This is a genomic window from Ensifer sp. BR816, from assembly GCF_000378985.1.
In the GTDB taxonomy this organism is placed as follows: Bacteria; Pseudomonadota; Alphaproteobacteria; order Rhizobiales; family Rhizobiaceae; genus Sinorhizobium.
Map to the genome: position 1 here is coordinate 4,472,631 of NZ_KB905370.1, position 14,314 is coordinate 4,486,944.

A 14,314-nucleotide genomic window follows, 5' to 3' on the forward strand; every position below is an offset into this window, starting at 1 on the left:
ATCCACGCGCAGTCGCGTTCGAGACGGGCTCCGCGCCTCGAACGCGAGAACAGAATTGACGGATGGGTTACGGAACAGGAAGGCCAGCCTTCATCAGGCCGTCCGTGAAATGGGCCTGATCCGCGGGCCGATGGATGCGCAGCGCTACCTCGCGGCGAATATTCTTCATTAGGTCGAGCGCATTGGTCTCGATCCACTGCCGTTCGTTGGCGGCCTCCTCCGTCTTCTGCAGTTGACCAAAAATGGCCGCGGCAATGAAATGGTAAAGCGGATTCGCATGGACATCGGCCGCCCTTATCCATTGCTCGGCTTCGACATAGTCTTCCTGCATGTAGGAACATAGGGCGAGTGATGCCTCGAAGTAGCCGAGCGGTCCCGAATTCCGGCTTACCGCTTTCGCGACAAGTTCGCATCCGCCCTTCCATTCGCCTGCCAGTGCCAAGCGAAGGCCGTATTCGGCGCTCAACTCAGGATCGCCCGGGTTGATGTCGACCGCCCTCGATCCGATGTTCAATGCCGTCTCGACATCGCCGCGGAAGAAAAAGGCCAGCATCTCCGCCTGCAGGCCGCGAACGTTCTGTGGATCGAGCTCGACGGCGCGCCGGGCCGCCGCCATGGCTAGATCGAGCGGCGGCGGTGAGGGAGCCTCGATGCGGTATCGGAAACGCAATTCATCGATATAAGTGAGCGAGAGCAGCGCCCATGCGGTGGCATAGCCGGGAAATCGTTCTACTGCCCGCTTCAGGCAGTCTTGTACCGAAGCGTGGGACTGCGGGTTGAGATCGGCACGATAGCCATAATAGGCCAATGTGCATTGATAGGCTTCCCAGTCATCCGGCGGAATATTGGCCGCCTTCGAAGCATCAGAGCGGAAGATGACCCCGTAAGGTTGCGCAAGCGCCGTCGCCACCGCACGGGCGATGTCCCCCTCCAGATCGACGAGATGGCGGACCTCGATATCCTCGTTGTAGCTTTCGGCCCATAGGACCGAACCATCGCCCCGATTGATGAGCCGGCTTGTCAGCCACAGTTTGTCGCCATCGAGACGCACCCCACCGGAAAGGGCGTAGCCTGTTTCGACGGCGCCGCTGGAGCGCGGGTCGGAAGGACGCCCTGCGATCACAACGATTTCCTTGAACTTGGAAACGTGTTCGATGACCTTGTCCGTCAGGCCCCTCGCGATGATCCTCGACTTGCCGGTCCCCGATAGATCGTCGAACGGCAAGACGATCAGCCGCGGCACATCCGGCGCCGTTCGTACCGTTTCGACCGAACGCGACGGCACGTTTGCGAACTGGCCGATACCCCAAGGCATGTAGGGTGCGATCAAGGTGAGGATGACGAGGCCGGAAGCGGTGAGGATGTACCGCCACCGACGCGGTGCATTGTCAGCGCTCTTTTCTTCCCGCTTGTCGCCGGGTTGCCCGCCGCTTGGCCCCGGCAGCAAAGCATGGCCATTCCAACCGAAGACGGGAACGTATCCACCTTTCGGCACGGTAATGATGATGGGGTCATTTTGGCCCGCAACCAGGTAGTAGCGTTCAAGCGCCCTTCTTATCCGCCCCGCCTCGATGCGAACGACCGGGTCGGTCTGGGCATCGAACGAGGAATCGCGGCCGAAGACTCCGACTGCAATCGAGAAGGCCTTTATCCGGTCCGCGCGCCCGCCAATGGCTTCCTCGACGATATAGGCGAGGAACTTGCGCGCACGTGCGGGGACATCGAATTCGGGGCTCGACTGAATTCGGACGAGTTGCAAACGAACGTCAGGTCCGGTCGGCAACGCCGCTGGATCTGCCGGAGCGAATTCCACGGATCGAGTTTGGACCATGGCCTTGCCCCCGACAGGCCGCGGCAAGTGCATGCATGGCGCACCACTTGCTCCTGTTTGCTCGCGTAAAATACATCCCTGCATTGGTCCAGCGCAATATACTCAAGTTGAAATAGTTCCAGTTTCAAAGGCTCCCAGAAATGGGCCCTCGCTCGCTAAGCACTGGTGGGGAGACCGGGTTGCAGGCGGCCAGCCGCCTCTTTCCGGCGCGCGGCGCTCAAATCGAGGCCCTGCTCGAGCGGGACGAGAACTTTCGCGTCATGTGCGACGACCTCGCTGCCGCCGGGCAGGCGTTGGCGGCGGTCGAGCAGCTGCCGGAGACAGTCCGCACCGCGCGTCGCCTGGAATACCAAGAACTCATAGCGGACCTTGCTGCCGAGATCGAAGGCGCGTTGGACCGGGCGAATATTTTCCCGATCTCGCGGACACCAAAGCACTAGCGGGGCGAAAATCATGAAGCTGCTCAAGGAACCTCTCATTCACTTCGCCGTCGCTGGCATCGGCCTGTTTCTTGCTTATGGCTGGTTGAATGGCGATGGCGGCGCCAACGGATCGGCCGAAATCAGGATCACGGACGGGCAGTTGCGTTGGGTCACCGAGACATGGTCCAATCAATGGCGACGCAGGCCTTCCGACGACGAGTTGCGCGGTCTCGTCGCGGAACTGGTGAAGGAAGAAATGCTGGCCCGCGAGGCCCGCGCATTGGGACTTGACCAGGACGACACGATCATCCGCCGCAGGCTCGCGCAAAAAATGACCTTTCTGATCGAGGATACGGCACCGATTGCGGAGCCGAGCGAGGAAGACCTGCGCCAATTCTACAATGCACATCCGGACAGGTTCCGCCGGGAGGCACGGTTATCCTTTGATCACGTATTCTTCAGCACTTCGAAGCGCTCGGATGCCGCAGCCGACGCCCGGAGCGTCCTCGCCGCATCGGACGCCCTCGACGATGCGGAAATGATCGACCGCGGTGATCCGCTGCTTTTCGCATCGCGACTGGGAGACAGCACCGAGGCCGACATTGCCGCGCAATTCGGCGCCGGGTTCGCCCAGAGGCTCGTCACGCTACCGTCGGGCAAATGGAGCGGCCCGATCGAGTCCGCCTATGGGCTGCACCTCGTCCGCCTGTCGGAAACGGCCCCTGCGGCGATCAAGCCCTTCGCCGAGGTGAAGGCCGATGTGATCGAGCAATGGCGCGACAAGCAGCGGCGCGATTATGAGAGACGGTATTTCGCCGAGCTTTTCGGGAAATACGACATCGCGGCCGACGCGGGTGCCGAGCCGCTTGTCAGCGCCCTGCCCCGGCCCACGGAGGATGTCCGATGAAACGCTTCGCGGCCGTCTTCTGCCTGGCTCTTGCGTGGTTTTGGTCGTTGCCGAGCCTGGCCCTGTCGCACGAAATTCGGCCGGCCTATCTCGAGTTGCGCGAGCAAAAGCCGGGCGCGTTCTTCGTCCTATGGAAAGTGCCGATGCGGGGCGAGATGCGACTGGCTCTCGCGCCGATGTTTTCCGGCGAGGCCGAAGCCTCATTGCCGACGACGCGCGTCGTTGGCGGCGCGACGATCGAGACGTGGGAATTGAGGATCCCCGATCTGCGCGGCCAGACGCTGACGATTGCCGGGCTCGAGGCGACGATGACCGACGTGCTGGCGCGCGTCGAATATCTTAATGGCTCCGGGTGGACGCAGCGACTGACGCCGAGCGAGCCATCGGCGACCATTCCGATGGCGGGCTCCGCTGTGGGTGTCGCCGGGGTATACCTGCTCCTCGGGATCGAGCACATCCTGTTCGGGATCGATCACCTGCTCTTCGTTTTCGCGCTGCTCATGTTGGCGCGGAAAATCGGGCCGCTGGTGAAGACGATAACCGCCTTCACCATTGCCCATTCCATCACTCTGGCGCTCGCAACGCTTGGGGTTGTGCGCGTGCCGCAAACGCCCGTCGAGGCGGTGATTGCGCTGTCGATCGTCTTCGTCGCCGCGGAAATCGTGCATCGTGATCAAGGGCGCAGCGGCGTGGCGGCGCAGGCACCGTGGCTCGTGGCCTTCGGGTTCGGGCTGCTGCACGGCTTCGGATTTGCAGGGGCCCTCAGCGAGACCGGCCTGCCGGCGGGACACGTACCGATTGCACTGCTCTTCTTCAATCTTGGCGTGGAGGCCGGTCAGCTTGTCTTCGTGGCTCTGGTCCTGGCACTGGCTGCCGCCGTTCGCCGGGTTCCCTTGCCGCTTCCGACCTGGGCGCAACGCATTCCGGCCTATGCAATCGGTTCCGTTGCGATGTTCTGGACGATGCAGCGGCTGGCAATGTTCTGAGTCTGAGGAGGCGGATATGCGCCGACATGCTTGCCTGGCTCGTGTGTTTATGTCGTTGTCGCTTGCTACGGCCGTGACGCTGGCTGCCAGGGCCGGCTCTGCCTGCGGCTACCACGATGACGTGACCATGGCGCGCGGGATCCTGAACTGGGCCTATCCAGACGCGTTGCACGTTCTCGGATCGATCTCGTCCGCCGTCGCCGACCGTCGCCTGCCGGCTCCCAGTCCCGCGGGCGCGCCGCCCGATTTGTTCGGTGCCAGATACCGCGAGACAGTCAAAGCATTGGAACAGCTCGCAAAGGCTCTCGGTGCCGCCGGCGAGGCACGCCCCCTGTCGTTCTCGCTCGTCCTCATCGAGCCGATGCTCTGGACGCGTTTTGAGTTCGGCGAAAAGCGCATGCGCCTGCGCGTGCACGCGACCGGCCCCGAACGAGACGAATTGGTTCTCGTATCCGGCGAAGTCGTGATCGACGAGATCGCGAGCGGGCGACTGACGATCGGCAAGGCGCATCGGCTCGGTCTCATGCGTCTCTATGGACCAGCGGTCCGACAGGCGCAGTTCCTGCTTGCCTACGCGTGGATCGGGCAGCGGCCGCTTGCTGCAGCGACGCCTGAACATACGCAGACAGGGTCTCGGTCGCAACAAGGCCCAGCGCCTCTCGCTGCAGCCACAGCCGGCGCGGACATACGACGACAAAGCAATTGCTGGGGAGAGCGGCGAACTGCCTGCCCGCTAGACCATTAAAACGGAATTTTCCAGGAGGACGTCATGACGAAGACATTGCTTTATGGGACGGCTCTCACCAGCCTGGCGATCGGTCTCGCGCTGCCTGCGCTCGCGCAGGACACAGGCACGCTCGATCAGAGGAAGGCCGAGGAGGCGCAGCGGCGCCCGCCTGCCTACTCGCCCTATGTCGGCCGGGACTTTCCGACGCGGCCGTTCTTCGGCGACACGCACCTGCATACTTCGTTCTCGATGGATGCCGGCGCCTTCGGCGCCCGGATCGCCCCACGCGATGCCTATCGCTTTGCGCGTGGCGAGGAGATCACCTCGAACACCGGTCAGCCGGTAAAGCTGTCCCGCCCGCTCGATTTTCTCGTCGTCGCCGATCACTCGGACAATATGGGCTTCTTCCCAGACCTCTTCGCGGGCAAGCCGAACCTGCTGGCCGATCCGACGGGCCGCCAATGGTACGACATGATCCAATCCGGCAAGGGCGCGGACGCGGCGATGGCCATCATCGTCGCGTTCTCGCACGCGACCTTTCCGAAGGATCTGATGTATTTCCCCGGAACGCCCGCCTATCACAGCGCCTGGCAGGACACGATCGACGCGGCGGAGGAATACAACGCTCCGGGCCGCTTCACGGCCTTCATCGGCTTCGAATGGACATCGAACACCGGCGGCAACAATCTGCACCGCAACGTCATCTTCCGGGACAATGGCGACAAGGCGAGCCAGGTGGAGCCGTTCACGGTCTACCCGCCCTATGGCAGCGACAACCCGGCCGAGCTGTGGAAATGGATGCAGGCCTACGAAACAAAGACCGGCGGCAACGTGCTGGCGATCGCGCATAACGGCAATCTGAGCAATGGATTGATGTTCCCCGTCGTCGAGGCCTTCGGGAAGAAGCTCGATAGCGAATACGCTGAGACGCGGGCGAAATGGGAGCGCCTTTACGAGGCGACGCAAACCAAGGGCACCGGGGAGGCGCATCCCTTCCTGTCGCCGAACGACGAGTTCGCAGCCTTCGAGATCTGGGACAAGGGCAATCTCGACGGCAGCGTCGCCAAGACGAAGGAGATGCTCGAATTCGAATATGCCCGCTCGGCTTACAAGAACGGGCTGAAGCTCGAAAAGGAACTCGGGACCAATCCCTACACGTTCGGCCTCGTCGGCAGCAGCGACGCTCATACGGGGCTCGCCGCCATGGAGGAGGATAATTTCTTCGGCAAGACGGTGCCACAGGAGCCGAGCCCGCACCGGATGATGGAGGCGTTCATCAACAACCCCAAGACCGGCGTGAAGGTCATGGACTGGGAGGTTTCCGCCTCCGGCTATGCGGCGGTCTGGTCGCGGGAGAATACGCGCGAATCCCTCTGGGACGCGATGGAGCGCAAGGAGACTTATGCCACCACCGGCCCCCGCATGATCGTGCGGTTCTTCGGCGGCTGGGACTTCGTCCAGCAGGATGCGCAGGACCGCCTGCCGGCCCGGATCGGCTACGGCAAGGGCGTGCCGATGGGCGGCGACCTCAGCGCGGCGCCTGGGGGCAAGGCGCCGACCTTCCTTGTGGCGGCGCTGAAGGACCCGATCGGCGCCAATCTCGACCGCTACCAGATCGTCAAGGGCTGGCTCGACGCGGACGGCAGCCTGCACGAGAAGGTCTATGACGTCGCCTGGTCGGGAGGCCGGAAGCCCGGCGGCGACGGCAAGCTTCCCCCGGTCGGCAACACCGTGGACGAGCCGAACGCCACCTGGACCAACACGATCGGCGCGCCCGAACTCATTGCCGTATGGGAGGACCCGGAGTTCGACGCCACTCAGCCCGCCTTCTATTACGGCCGGGTGATCGAGATCCCGACGCCGCGCTGGACCGCCTATGATGGCAAGCGATTTGGGGTCAAGCCATTGCCGGGCGCCACGATGACCGTCACCGAGCGGGCTTATACCTCGCCGATCTGGTACAGGCCGAAGCCTTGATGAGAGGTCGGTGCGAAGGTGGGGGCGATCGCGCGTCGGCGTGTGGATCCTGGTTGGCGAGGCGGATTTCTCGCCTCGCTTCCTTCAACGGGTTTGCGGTTTCGTCGCGTTTTCGTTGGTAACGGCCGCCATCACCAAGCCTAGGAGGGAGTTGTATTCCTATCTCGCCCGGATGCCGTTGACGACCAGCCGTATGCAGCTGCGCATGAAGCCCGGCCTGTCCGGGCCGCCGGGCCATTCGGTGCCGTGGCCGGTCTTGAGTGCGGCCGCGCCGAAGATCAAGTCCATGAGGATGCGCGCGGTGGCAAGCGGGTCGCCGATGTCGAGCAGCCCCTTCGCCTTGCCTTCCTCCAGCCAGTCGGCGAGTTCTCGCTGGCTCCGCTTGGCGCCTTCCGCTCCGACGATCTGGACAAGCTCCGGATAATGACGGCTCTCATCCACGGCCATGCGGATGAATTCGGTGCGGCGGTGGTCTTCCGCTTCGTCGATATCGACGCGGAAGACGGTCGCCAGTTGTTCCTCCATCGGTATCTCAGGATCATGAGGCGGGAACACCGTCATCAGCCGCCGGTGATGGGCCACGGTCGCGGCGAAGAGGTCGACCTTGCCGGGAAAAAGCCGGTAGAAGGTGCGCTTCGAGATGCCGCAGCGCTCGGCAATCGCGTTGGTCGAGGTCGCGCCGTAGCCGAGCTCCAGGAAGAGCTCGAAGGCGGAGGCGACAACCAGCGCGCGGCTTTCCTCGTCCGACCGCACCTTCGGCCGGCCGCGTGCCCGGCTGGCCGGCACGCCCGTCCCCTTCGCATCATATCCCATGTCCGTTCCAACCGGCCTGTCCACTCGGCGCATAAGAATGCCAATGGTGCGACCGAGCAAGCATCTTGCAGAAACATAAGGCGCCTCTGCCTACAGCGCTGTGCGTCTTTTCAGACGCACAGATGTCGCCGCAGCACTTTGAATTGCTGCATGTTTTTACCCTTGGATCGAATGCGATCCAAGGAAGCATGCAGGAGGCGCCTTATGTCACAAGACCGAAGCGCCTCAAGCCGCGTCGGTCGAAGCCTCGTCGGCGGTCGCCATCGCGTTGATCAGCGCGAGGAGACCGTCAAGCCCATCCGCGTCGCTGGAGAAGGGCAGTGGATCCCCTGATGGGCCCAGCGTCGCGAACTGCGTCTCGGTGATCGAGCGCGTGCCCTCGGTATCGAGGCTTTCGAAGAGGGCGGTCGCCTGCTCTTCGGTCACGTCGTCCGGCCGACCGGCCAAGAACTCTTCGAGGGAAACCGTGCCGTCCTCGTTGGTGTCGAGCGCGTCGTAGGCGCCTTCCGTCGACGATGCCTCTTGCGGCGGCATGCCGCCCGGCGGCGGGCCGTCCGGCATGCTTTCGGCGAATTGCGCCTCGGTGATCGAGCCTGTGCCTTCGGTATCGATGGTGGCATAGAGCGCGGTCGCGTCCTCCTCGCTTATGTCGGCCGGGCGAGCGGCGACGAATTCCGCCTCGGTCACGCTGCCATCGCCGTCGGCATCCATTTCGGCGTAGATGTCGGATGCGGAGGGGTGGCCGCCCTGCGGCGACATCGCCATCAGCACCGCCATCGCGTCGCTCGAGAGCAGCGACGTCATCGAGCCGACCGAACCGCCCGACGGCATCGAGGCATCGAACTGCTCCTCGCTGATCGAGCCCGCATTGTCGCTGTCGATGCTGGAATAGAGCGCGGACGCCTGCGACTCGCTCACATCCTTCGGCCGACCCGCGACGAATTCGTCCTTCGTCAGCTTGCCGTCCGAATTGCTGTCCAGCCTGTTGAACATTGTTCTCTGCGTGGAGGAATAGGCTGCACTACTGCTTGAAGAAACACTGACCATCAAAACCCTCGTTCATGGCGTTGTCCGTTGCCGCATTCAAGGCCGACAATCCCGGCGGAGGGTGGACCGGGGACGAATGACAACCGTACGGCACGCATGTCCCCGGGCAGTGAAAACTGCCCGTTCCATCTCCATGCCGCCGGATATCGGTCATTGATATCCCGTTCCGACTACGACGAACATGCGTGGAACGCATCAAGCGGTAATCTGCTTCGGTGCCACGGACAATCAGGCGCCTATCCGAAACGCGCAAGAAAAGGTTAAATTCCGTTAACCATGATAAAGATACAACGTTTTCAATGATTTATGGCACGGCTTGGTGCTTGGGGTTTCCTAAATCGGAGACTGCGCCAGGGCCCCGGCGAACACCGGGTTCGCCGCCGGACCTTCGTCGCAGCCGTGCCGGAGGGCGTGGCCTAAGCCAGCGACTGGCCGTCGTCGGCCTGCATCGGCCAGCCGGGCCGCGGCCCGATCGGCGGGTTTCCGTCGGGCCGTCCCCGGCCGGCTCCCGCGATGAACTGGTCTTCGGAGAGGGCGCCGGTTCCTTCGCTGTCGAGGGCATCGAAGACGCCGCCGGCCGCGTCCTCGCCCATGCGGTCCCTGTTGCCTGCGATGAATTCGGCCGTCGAAAGGGAACGGTCGTCGTCGCTGTCCATCTCTGCATAAAGCGCCGACAAGGAGGGCGGCATGCCCGCGTCGGCTTCAGCACCATCGGATGCCTCACCGCCTGGCGAACCGAGTGTCATCAGCACGTCCATTGCGGCATTCGACACCCTGCTTTCCGGCGCGGCGCGATCTGCCGCCGTCACCAAGACTTTCGATGCCGTTGCCGACCCGCTGGCGGTCGAGGTGGACGTGCTGCTCGTGCTGTCGCTGCCTTTGTCCTTCGCTTCGGCCTTGGCGAGCGCAGTCTGCAGCTTGGCGATCTCGGAATTGATCTCCGACTTCTCGTCGTCGGTCTTTGCACTCGCGAGTTCGCTCTGCTTGGCGGCCAGTTCGGCCTTGAGCTGCGAGACGGTGCTGCTTGTGCTGGACGTCAAGACGGTGCTCGTCGTCGCCGAAACTGCCGCTACCATGATTACCCCCGTTGGTGATTCGGATGGGCAGAGAGGTAAACCAAACTATTTAAGGTAATCGACCGCGATGTCGGGTACCGTTTTTCGAGGCACTGGGGGTGCCGCCGGACGAGGGTGGCGATTGCTCTGCCGGGATTGCTAGGCATTCGCTTTCAGCGAACTGACGCCGATAGAGGCCATAGGGGGCGACCTCAGGTGAATGTTTCCCTAGAACTATGCTCCTATCCCGAACTTGACGATCGGATCGTGATCGTCAGGGCGGGCGACGAAGTCGATGCCGTGTTTGTTCGCACGGAACGGTTCAACGTCCTGGTCGACACCTTGGGAACGCCCGAGCTATGCCGGACGGCATTGGATATGCTGGGGGAAAGAGCGGCGACCCGCCCGCTGCTTGTCGTCAACTCGCACATGGACTGGGATCACTTCTGGGGTAACGCGGCCGTTGCCGGGCAAGCTCCCATTATTGCGCATGCTGCAGCACTCGAACGTTTGCGCGATCCGTCTTCGCGGCAGGTCCTGCGCGACAAGGCGAGCCAGTGTTTAAGATTTCAGAATGTCGAACTGATCGCTCCCGATATCACGTTTTCCGGTTCGATGATCCTCAACGGTGGCGACCTGACGCTGGAGCTTATCCATACGCCGGGCCACACGCCCGACCACATCGCTGTTTGGATCCCTGAGCTTCGCGTCTGTCTGGCCGTCGATGCGGTGGAGTTCCCGATCCCCGAGGTCTGGAGCAGGAACCCGGACGACCTTCGCCTGATCTCATCGTCACTCGAGCGGATCCGTGACCTCGATGCCAGGTTCGTCATCCCCGCCCATGGCCGGACGTTTTCTCCTTCGGCGGTGGACGATAACCTCGCCTATTTCGAAGAACTGGCCAATCGCGTCGGCAAGCTGAGCGAGAGCGAATTGGCGGACCCGGCACTCGGTAAAACAAGCGGCCTTCGGCTTCAGGATCTTGTGCCCATTCCGGACGACATGCCTGCGTCCACCGTCGGGTTTTACGAAAAGTGCCATGAGACGAACCTTGGCGCCACGGTTCAGGCGTGGGCCGAAAGGCGGAGCCTCGTCCACTGCATGTCTCCTTAAATCGACCTCGATTTAAGGAGACATGCAGCAACTCAAAGTGCTACAGCGACCTTTGCGCGTCTGATAGACGCGCGGCGCTGTAGAACTGATGGCAAATCGCGCTACCGCAACCGCTTGCCATCCGCGTCGAACAGCAGGGCACAGGCCGGGTCGAAGCGGGCGGCGATGCGGTCGCCGGACTTGAGGCCGCGGCCGTTCTTCGTTTCGATCACCACCAGTTCGCCATTGCCGTGGCGGGCATAGGCGAAGGTCTCGCCGCCGAGATGTTCGAGCATGTCGATGGTTAGATCGAGGGCTGCCGTGCCTGTCTCCTTGAAATGCTCCGGCCGGATGCCGACGGTCACGGCGGTTCCAGGCGTCGCCCCAGTGAGGCCGACGGGTATTTTCGCGTCGCCATAGTCCGACAGCCGCGTAAAAGTCCCGCCGTCGCCGGTCTCGATCACCCCCTTCAGGAAATTCATCTTCGGCGAGCCGATGAAGCCGGCGACGAAGAGATTGGCGGGATCGTCGTAGAGGTCGAGCGGCGAGCCGATCTGCTCGACCACGCCGCCGCGCATGACGACGATCTTGTCGGCGAGCGTCATCGCCTCGACCTGGTCATGCGTGACATAGATGATCGTGGCGGCGAGCTGCTTGTGCAGCCGTGCGATCTCGATGCGCATGTGGACACGCAGTTCCGCGTCGAGGTTCGATAGCGGCTCGTCGAAAAGGAAGATTTTCGGGTGGCGGACGATAGCCCGGCCGATCGCCACGCGTTGGCGCTGCCCGCCGGAAAGCTGCTTCGGCTTGCGCTCCAGCAGCGGCCCCAGTTCGAGGATGTTGGCGGCCTCGCTGACGCGTTTCTCGATCTCGGCCTTCGGAATGCCGGCGAAGCGCAGTGCAAAACCCATGTTCTCCCGAACCGTCATATGCGGATAGAGCGCATAGGACTGGAAGACCATGGCGATGCCGCGCTTCGACGGGTCGACATCGTTCATGCGGATGTCGTCGATCGTCAGATCCCCGGAAGTGATTTCCTCCAACCCGGCGATCATCCGGAGCAGGGTCGACTTGCCGCAGCCGGACGGCCCCACGAAGACGACGAATTCGCCGGACTTGATGTCGAGATCGACGCCCTTGATGACTTCCAGGCCGCCATAGGACTTGCGGACATTGCTGAGTTGAAGTTCGCTCATGCGCGCGACGCTCCTTCGGGCGTAGCGGCGAGCTCGAGCTTGGCGGTGCCGAGGCGCGGCGAGCTCACGCTTACCGATATGACGCCGGCAGCGCCCGTCGACTCCAGCCAGAAGCCGGTCGAGCCGCCCTGGAAGATCACCTGGCCCGGCCCGAGGAGCCGCGCCGGACCCTTGACCTCGATGTCGATCGCGTCATTCAGGAACGGCAGGATGTTGCCGACCTGATCGAGGGCGCGGACGATGATGCGGACGCTGTCGCGGCCCTCTGCCCGGATCGTCTTGCTGTCGGCCGCGATTTCCAGGGTCGTCGGCAGCGGATCGGCGACCATCCGCAGATGGGCGACGGCCTTGCCGCCAATGAAGCCGGTGAACTCGGCGCTTTCCCACTTCATGCCCCAGACGCCGAGCTCGTCCTTGGTGAAGTGGCGATGATCGATGACGACGGGCGCATGCGGCAGGGACGGGAAGGTCTCGCGGTCCGGGCCGACGCGCTTCGTCAGCGAGCCGTATTTCAGTTCGATCTCGTCGCAGTTGGTAAGCACGATAAGGGGCAGCACGCCTCCGATATTGCGCTCGCCACGCGCCCAGAAGGTGACGGGCTTCATCACCACCTCCTCGGAGGGCGCGCATTGGCTGGCATAGACGTAAGCGGCGAATTTCGGTTCGCGGAACATGTCCATGACGCCGTGATAGCAGATCCGGTCGCCGGAGCCGAAATCCTTGTGGGTGTTGTAGTCGAACATGCACCAGCCGATCGCGCCGGAAATGCTCGGGTCGCCATGCGCCGCGTTCAGAACCTCGAGGTGCCGACGCACATGCTCGGCCTGCCGCTGCTCCTGATCGTAGATCTTCGTCGGATACATGTGGCCGCCATACTCGGTGATGAGGTACGGCACCTTGCGCGAAAGCCCGGTGCATTCCTGCTGCGGGCGCAGCGGCGTGCGCGGCCGGTTCGAGCCGGGCAATTCCTCGTTGCCGAGGATGAAGTCGTTCATCGTGTAGACGTCTTCGAGGAACTCGCTGTCGGTGATGTAGCGCACGCCGCCGGTCTGCCGGGTCGGGTCGAGCCTGCGGGCGAGGCGATTGGTCTCGACGTAGAAATCGTGCGAATCCTGCGACTCGTTGATCCGGACACCCCAGATGATGATCGACGGGTGGTTCCAGTCGCGCTCGATCATGCGGCGAACGTTCCGGATCGACTCCTCTTTCCACGTCTCGCCGCCGATGTGCTGCCAGCCGGGGATCTCCTCGAAGACGAGCAGGCCGATGCGGTCGCAATGGTCGAGGAACCATTTCGACTGCGGATAATGCGAGGTGCGGACGAGATTGCAGTGGAGCTTGTGCTTCAAGAGTTCTGCGTCGCGCTCCTGCGCCGTGCGCCCCATGGCGTAGCCGACATAGGGAAAGGCCTGGTGGCGGTTGAGGCCGCGGATCTTCAGCGGACGGCCGTTCAGCCGGAAGCCGTCGATCGTGAATTCGGCGGTGCGGAAGCCGAAATGCGAGGCGAGGAGATCGCGGCCGTGATCGGTCCTGAGCTGCACTTCAGCCTGGTAGAGCACCGGATGGTCGATGTCCCACAGCGACAGGCCCTTGAGTCCGGTCATTTCCAGCGTGATGCTCTCGCCCTGGGTCTCGCCGATCGCTTCGGCGAGAAGCTCGCCATTGGCATCCCTCAGGAGCGCCGTCACGGTGCCGGCGAAGGCGAGGCCTTGCGGATTGGCGAGGTCGCAGCGGACCGTGACGGCCTTCGCGTCGGAAAGCACGTCGCGGGTTTCGATCTTGATATTGCGGATCGCGACCGGGTCGGTGAGCTTCAGCCAGACGTCGCGGTAGATGCCGGCATAGGTGAGGTAGTCGATCCGGCCGCCGAAGGGCGGGATTTCCGGGTTCTCGCTGCCATCGATCTTGACGGTGATCAGGTTGTCGCCCTTGCGGAGCCGGCCGGTGAGGCGCGCTTCGAACGGGGTGTAGCCGTCCTTATGGGCGACGATCTCCTCGCCGTTCAGATAGACGACCGCGTCCGCCATGGCCGCCTCGAAGACGATCGAGACCTCGCGCTCGGCGAATTCGGGACGCCAGGCGATGACCTTCTGATAGGTGAAGGCGCACTGATAGCAGGTCTCGTCGAAGTAGTTGAAGGGCAGTTCGACGGCGTTGTGCGGCAGGCTGACGGGCTCACCGGCTTGCAGCCTGCCGGCATCGGTGGCGTCGAAGCCTTCGGAAAAGACCCATGAATCGTTGAATGAGGTAACAGAGCGCAT

Annotated in this window: 12 protein-coding genes; 6 read left to right on the forward strand and 6 right to left on the reverse strand. The window is 63.0% G+C overall.

Annotated features, from left to right (window positions below; genetic code table 11):
* Nucleotides 1-67 precede the first annotated feature (67 nt).
* Complete coding sequence (locus RHIBR816_RS0121460; protein WP_052522743.1) at nt 68-1,831, reverse strand: hypothetical protein; 1,764 nt, start codon at nt 1,829-1,831, stop codon at nt 68-70.
* A 179-nt stretch (nt 1,832-2,010) separates the two neighbouring features.
* Between RHIBR816_RS0121460 and RHIBR816_RS0121465 the strand changes: the two genes are divergently transcribed.
* Genes RHIBR816_RS0121465 through RHIBR816_RS0121485 form a run of 5 tightly spaced genes read left to right on the forward strand, consistent with a single transcriptional unit; the run spans nt 2,011 to nt 6,850 of the window.
* On the forward strand, nt 2,011-2,271 hold the full coding sequence (locus RHIBR816_RS0121465; protein ID WP_026187278.1) for a hypothetical protein: 261 nt from the start codon (nt 2,011-2,013) through the stop codon (nt 2,269-2,271).
* A gap of 13 nt (nt 2,272-2,284) precedes the next feature.
* On the forward strand, nt 2,285-3,160 hold the full coding sequence (locus tag RHIBR816_RS0121470; protein ID WP_018238658.1) for a peptidyl-prolyl cis-trans isomerase: 876 nt from the start codon (nt 2,285-2,287) through the stop codon (nt 3,158-3,160).
* A complete protein-coding gene (locus RHIBR816_RS0121475; protein WP_018238659.1) occupies nt 3,157-4,146 on the forward strand; it encodes a HupE/UreJ family protein in 990 nt (329 codons plus the stop codon). Before RHIBR816_RS0121470 ends, RHIBR816_RS0121475 begins: the two co-directional genes overlap by 4 nt.
* A gap of 16 nt (nt 4,147-4,162) precedes the next feature.
* Nucleotides 4,163-4,891: a hypothetical protein gene (locus RHIBR816_RS34475; RefSeq protein WP_157628220.1), complete on the forward strand. Its 729-nt coding sequence runs from the start codon at nt 4,163-4,165 to the stop codon at nt 4,889-4,891.
* Between the two features lie 24 nt (nt 4,892-4,915).
* Nucleotides 4,916-6,850, forward strand: a complete 1,935-nt coding sequence (locus RHIBR816_RS0121485) for a DUF3604 domain-containing protein (protein WP_018238661.1) — start codon at nt 4,916-4,918, stop codon at nt 6,848-6,850.
* A gap of 159 nt (nt 6,851-7,009) precedes the next feature.
* On the opposite strand, the gene RHIBR816_RS0121490 is transcribed toward RHIBR816_RS0121485, so the two are convergent.
* The 3 genes from RHIBR816_RS0121490 to RHIBR816_RS0121500 all read right to left on the reverse strand — a co-directional run bounded on the left by RHIBR816_RS0121490 (nt 7,010) and on the right by RHIBR816_RS0121500 (nt 9,786).
* Nucleotides 7,010-7,663: a TetR/AcrR family transcriptional regulator gene (locus tag RHIBR816_RS0121490; protein ID WP_018238662.1), complete on the reverse strand. Its 654-nt coding sequence runs from the start codon at nt 7,661-7,663 to the stop codon at nt 7,010-7,012.
* 225 nt (nt 7,664-7,888) lie between these two features.
* Entirely contained in the window at nt 7,889-8,710 is an 822-nt protein-coding gene (locus tag RHIBR816_RS34480) for an EF-hand domain-containing protein (protein ID WP_084811141.1), read from the reverse strand.
* Nucleotides 8,711-9,126: 416 nt separating this feature from the next.
* Nucleotides 9,127-9,786: a hypothetical protein gene (locus RHIBR816_RS0121500; RefSeq protein WP_018238664.1), complete on the reverse strand. Its 660-nt coding sequence runs from the start codon at nt 9,784-9,786 to the stop codon at nt 9,127-9,129.
* A gap of 195 nt (nt 9,787-9,981) precedes the next feature.
* On the opposite strand from RHIBR816_RS0121500, the gene RHIBR816_RS0121505 reads away from it, so the two are divergent.
* Nucleotides 9,982-10,878: an MBL fold metallo-hydrolase gene (locus RHIBR816_RS0121505; protein WP_018238665.1), complete on the forward strand. Its 897-nt coding sequence runs from the start codon at nt 9,982-9,984 to the stop codon at nt 10,876-10,878.
* A 101-nt stretch (nt 10,879-10,979) separates the two neighbouring features.
* Here the strand turns inward: RHIBR816_RS0121505 and RHIBR816_RS0121510 are convergent, their stop codons facing one another.
* Both RHIBR816_RS0121510 and RHIBR816_RS0121515 read right to left on the reverse strand, forming a co-directional pair.
* A complete protein-coding gene (locus tag RHIBR816_RS0121510; RefSeq protein ID WP_018238666.1) occupies nt 10,980-12,053 on the reverse strand; it encodes an ABC transporter ATP-binding protein in 1,074 nt (357 codons plus the stop codon).
* Nucleotides 12,050-14,314 carry a glycoside hydrolase family 2 protein gene (locus tag RHIBR816_RS0121515; protein ID WP_018238667.1) on the reverse strand — a complete coding sequence of 755 codons (2,265 nt, stop codon included), beginning with the start codon at nt 14,312-14,314 and terminating at the stop codon, nt 12,050-12,052. Before RHIBR816_RS0121515 ends, RHIBR816_RS0121510 begins: the two co-directional genes overlap by 4 nt.

What these genes read in the sequence shown, in the direction of transcription:
- RHIBR816_RS0121470 (WP_018238658.1), top strand. Translation starts at nt 2,285, where the DNA reads ATGAAGCTGCTCAAGGAACCTCTCATTCACTTCGCCGTCGCTGGCATC.
- RHIBR816_RS0121485 (WP_018238661.1), top strand. Translation starts at nt 4,916, where the DNA reads ATGACGAAGACATTGCTTTATGGGACGGCTCTCACCAGCCTGGCGATC.
- RHIBR816_RS34475 (WP_157628220.1), top strand. Translation starts at nt 4,163, where the DNA reads ATGCGCCGACATGCTTGCCTGGCTCGTGTGTTTATGTCGTTGTCGCTT.
- RHIBR816_RS0121510 (WP_018238666.1), bottom strand. Translation starts at nt 12,053, where the DNA reads ATGAGCGAACTTCAACTCAGCAATGTCCGCAAGTCCTATGGCGGCCTG.
- RHIBR816_RS0121475 (WP_018238659.1), top strand. Translation starts at nt 3,157, where the DNA reads ATGAAACGCTTCGCGGCCGTCTTCTGCCTGGCTCTTGCGTGGTTTTGG.
- RHIBR816_RS0121460 (WP_052522743.1), bottom strand. Translation starts at nt 1,831, where the DNA reads ATGGTCCAAACTCGATCCGTGGAATTCGCTCCGGCAGATCCAGCGGCG.
- RHIBR816_RS0121490 (WP_018238662.1), bottom strand. Translation starts at nt 7,663, where the DNA reads ATGGGATATGATGCGAAGGGGACGGGCGTGCCGGCCAGCCGGGCACGC.
- RHIBR816_RS34480 (WP_084811141.1), bottom strand. Translation starts at nt 8,710, where the DNA reads ATGGTCAGTGTTTCTTCAAGCAGTAGTGCAGCCTATTCCTCCACGCAG.
- RHIBR816_RS0121515 (WP_018238667.1), bottom strand. Translation starts at nt 14,314, where the DNA reads ATGCGCTCTGTTACCTCATTCAACGATTCATGGGTCTTTTCCGAAGGC.
- RHIBR816_RS0121500 (WP_018238664.1), bottom strand. Translation starts at nt 9,786, where the DNA reads ATGGTAGCGGCAGTTTCGGCGACGACGAGCACCGTCTTGACGTCCAGC.